Below are 2,982 nucleotides of genomic sequence, written 5' to 3'. Positions count from 1 at the left end.
GCCGACCAATTGTCCCTGGTCGAGCTTCCCGATCCGGTGGCGGGCAAGGGCCAGGTGCTGATCAAGGTCGAGGCCGCGGGGATCGGCCTGGTCGATGTGATGCAGCGACAGGGCTATCTGGGCGTGACCGCCGCAGGCTTCGTTCCCGGGATCGAGGTTGCGGGCGTCGTCGCCTCGGTCGGCGCGGATGTGGATCCGGGCCTGATCGGCAGGCGCGTCTATGCCCAGGGGCGGGGCGGCTATGCAGGGCAATTCCTGGCCGAGGCCCGCCGGGTCGTGCCGCTGCCGGAAGGGCTGTCCGCCGAGGAGGCCGTCGCCCTGGGCGTGAACGCGCTTGTCGCGCATTTCAGTCTTGAGCGGGCGCGGCTGCGGGCCGGGGAAACCGTGCTGGTTCGGGGCGCCAGCGGCGGCATCGGCGCCCTGGCGGCCCGGATGGCCGTCCTGTCGGGAGCGGAGGTGACGGCCGTGACCCATGCCGATGCGGCCAGCCGGGTCGAGGCCCTGGGCGTCCGTCAGGTGGTCAGGCGCGGCCTCGATCCGCAACCAGAGGGACCGTTCGACGTGATCATCGATCCCGTGGCGGGCGCAGCCGTTCCCGGCTTCATCGCCACCCTTGCGCCCAACGGGCGCTATGTCATCAACGGCGCGGCGGCCGGGATACCGCCCGACGGCGTCGGCGATGCGCTGCTCGGGGCCTTTGCCGCATCGCCCAGCTATTCGCTGCTGAGCCTGGATTCCGTTCCCGTGGCCGACCTGGTCTCGGCCACCGCCGCGATCCTTGGGCAGGCCGCCGAGGCAAGGATCCGGCCGATCATCGCGGAAATCCTGCCGCTGCGCGACGCGGCCCGCGCCCACAAGATGCTGGAATCGGGCAAGAGCTTCGGTAAACTGCTGCTCAGGCCGTGATGGCGGCAGGGCGGGACAGGATCAGGCTTGATGAACGAGCAGACACGGCGAACCCAGGAAGAGCGTCGTGACGAATCCGAACAGCGCATGCTTGCGGCGGGCATCCGTCTGGTCGCGGAATTCGGCCCCGAAAAGCTGACCCTGACCGAGGTCGGAAAGAGCGCCGGCTACAGCCGCGGGCTGCCCGCCCATCATTTCGGGTCGCGCGAACAATACCTCAAGGCCCTCGCCTCGCATGTGGCGATCGAGTTCGACCGGACGCTGTCCTCTGCCGACGGGGTGACGGGGCTTGGCGCGGTTCTGGACATCACGCGCGCGGTCGTGGCGCAGCTCGAGGCGGACCCCACGGGCGGGCTTGCGACGCGGATCGTGCTGGCCGATGCCAGACGCGAACGCGCACTGTCCGAAGACATCGCTGAATTGCGCGACGGCACGCTCGCGCTGCTGACGCGCCATATCGAGGCGGGCATCGCGGCCGGAGAGATCCGGCCCGATGTCGCGCCCGGCACTGCAAGCCTGCTGATCGCCACGGGTATCTGCGGCATCATCGAAACCTGGCTCGCCCAGCCCGGCTTCGACATCCGCGGCGCCGGCGACCAGTTGCTGGGCCTGATCGAGCATGGCCTGAAGGCGCCCGATCAGCCGGGCAAGCCGCTTGCGGGGACGCGGGCCTGATCCGGCCATCGGGCGGAACCTGCGCTCGCCGGGATCTGGCCGGCCTCAGCCTCCGGACGGGGTGGCCGACACCTCGTCGCCCAGCCAGCGCAGGTAATCGCCGATCGCCGCCTCGTCGCGCTTGCAATAGGACCATTTCAGGTGCTTCCGCACGGTGATGAAGCCCGCCTGCCTCAGGATGTCCAGATGCCGGCTGGCGGTCGGCTGCGCGACGGCCAGCGCCTCGGCGATCAGGGTCATGCAGACGCCGCATTCCACGGGATCGGCGGACCATTGCTGGCCGAAATTCTCCTGCGGCCGGGCCAGCAGCTGCAGGATCCTCAGCCGCTGCTGGCTTGCCATCGCCTTCACTTGCATCGAACGGTCCATGCCCGCATCATATCGTAAGATAGCTAAGTGACAATGCGGGGTCGTCATGCTGGAACTTCCCGAAACCTTCCACTTTCGCGGAAACCGGGTCCGTTGGGGGCGGATCGGCGGCGGCCCTCCGCTTGTCGCGATCCACGGCACGCCGTTCTCGGCGCAGGTCTGGCGGCGGATCGTCCCGCAATTCGCCGACCTGCGGACGATCTACTATTTCGACATGATCGGCTACGGCTTGTCCGAGATGCGAGAGGGGCAGGACGTCTCGCTAGGCGTTCAGAACGATCTGCTGGCCGCGCTGTTCGCGGAATGGGGCCTCGAGCGGCCGGATGTTCTGGCGCATGACTTCGGAGGCGCGACGGCCCTGCGCGCCCATTACCTGAACGGCGTGCGCTACGGATCGCTGACGATCTTCGATGCGGTGGCGCTGGCGCCCTGGGGCTCGCCCTTCGTGCGCCATGTCCGCCAGCACGAAGCCGCATTCGCCGGCATGCCCGAGTACATGCACCAGGCGCTGCTGCGGGCCTATCTGCAGACGGCGGCGCACAGGCCCCTGTCGGACGAGGCGCTGGCCGTCTACAGCGCGCCATGGCTGGGACCGGTCGGCCAGGCGGCCTTCTATCGCCAGATCGCGCAGATGGACCAGCGCTTCACGGACGAGGTCGAGACGCTCTATGCCCGGCTCGACTGCCCGGTGAATGTGCTCTGGGGCCGGCAGGACGGCTGGATCCCCCCTGACAAGGGCAAGGCGCTGGCCGCGATGATCTCGGACCGGCCGATGGTGATGGTCGATGATGCGGGGCATCTGGTGCAGGAAGACCGCCCCGAGGTTCTGGTGGCCGAAATCCTCAAGACGCTCGACCGTTCGGGCGCAGGCTGAGGGTTCGGAGGTGACGACGGGCCCGGTCAATGACCTTCCGATGGGCTTCCACCAGGTGGCGAAGATCTCCTACGGTCCGGGCGTGCAAGAGCCCGGCGGCACGGTCCAGTTGATGCTGAACATCGCCAAGTTCCAGGAACTGCCGACCGACCTGCAAG

The 2,982-nt window shown here is 68.4% G+C and carries 4 protein-coding genes; 3 read left to right on the top strand and 1 reads right to left on the bottom strand.

Translation table 11 applies throughout. The features are described from left to right. Together QAR72_RS15585 and QAR72_RS15580 are read left to right on the top strand one after the other, a co-directional pair. Positions 1 to 906: quinone oxidoreductase family protein (locus tag QAR72_RS15585; protein WP_304618293.1), on the top strand; the 906-nt coding region annotated here is incomplete at its 5' end. A gap of 30 nt (positions 907 to 936) precedes the next feature. Continuing rightward, on the top strand, positions 937 to 1,581 hold the full coding sequence (locus tag QAR72_RS15580) for a TetR/AcrR family transcriptional regulator (RefSeq protein WP_304618292.1): 645 nt from the start codon (positions 937 to 939) through the stop codon (positions 1,579 to 1,581). A gap of 45 nt (positions 1,582 to 1,626) precedes the next feature. Here the strand turns inward: QAR72_RS15580 and QAR72_RS15575 are convergent, their stop codons facing one another. Next, positions 1,627 to 1,950, bottom strand: coding sequence for an ArsR/SmtB family transcription factor (locus tag QAR72_RS15575; protein WP_304618291.1), 324 nt, complete (start codon positions 1,948 to 1,950; stop codon positions 1,627 to 1,629). 46 nt (positions 1,951 to 1,996) lie between these two features. Here QAR72_RS15575 and QAR72_RS15570 point away from each other — a divergent pair, with 46 nt between their 5' ends. Further along, positions 1,997 to 2,824 carry an alpha/beta fold hydrolase gene (locus QAR72_RS15570; protein WP_304618290.1) on the top strand — a complete coding sequence of 276 codons (828 nt, stop codon included), beginning with the start codon at positions 1,997 to 1,999 and terminating at the stop codon, positions 2,822 to 2,824. Positions 2,825 to 2,982: the final 158 nt, after the last annotated feature.

The sequence above is a fragment of the Paracoccus sp. (in: a-proteobacteria) genome (assembly GCF_030604785.1).
Taxonomy (GTDB): Bacteria; Pseudomonadota; Alphaproteobacteria; order Rhodobacterales; family Rhodobacteraceae; genus Paracoccus.
The sequence above is the reverse complement of the archived record's forward strand: the minus strand, read 5'-3'. Positions and strand labels throughout refer to the sequence as shown.

Bases quoted from the DNA above. Each gene is read 5' to 3' on its own strand.
- QAR72_RS15580 (WP_304618292.1), top strand. From the start codon at position 937: ATGAACGAGCAGACACGGCGAACCCAGGAAGAGCGTCGTGACGAATCC.
- QAR72_RS15575 (WP_304618291.1), bottom strand. From the start codon at position 1,950: ATGGACCGTTCGATGCAAGTGAAGGCGATGGCAAGCCAGCAGCGGCTG.
- QAR72_RS15570 (WP_304618290.1), top strand. From the start codon at position 1,997: ATGCTGGAACTTCCCGAAACCTTCCACTTTCGCGGAAACCGGGTCCGT.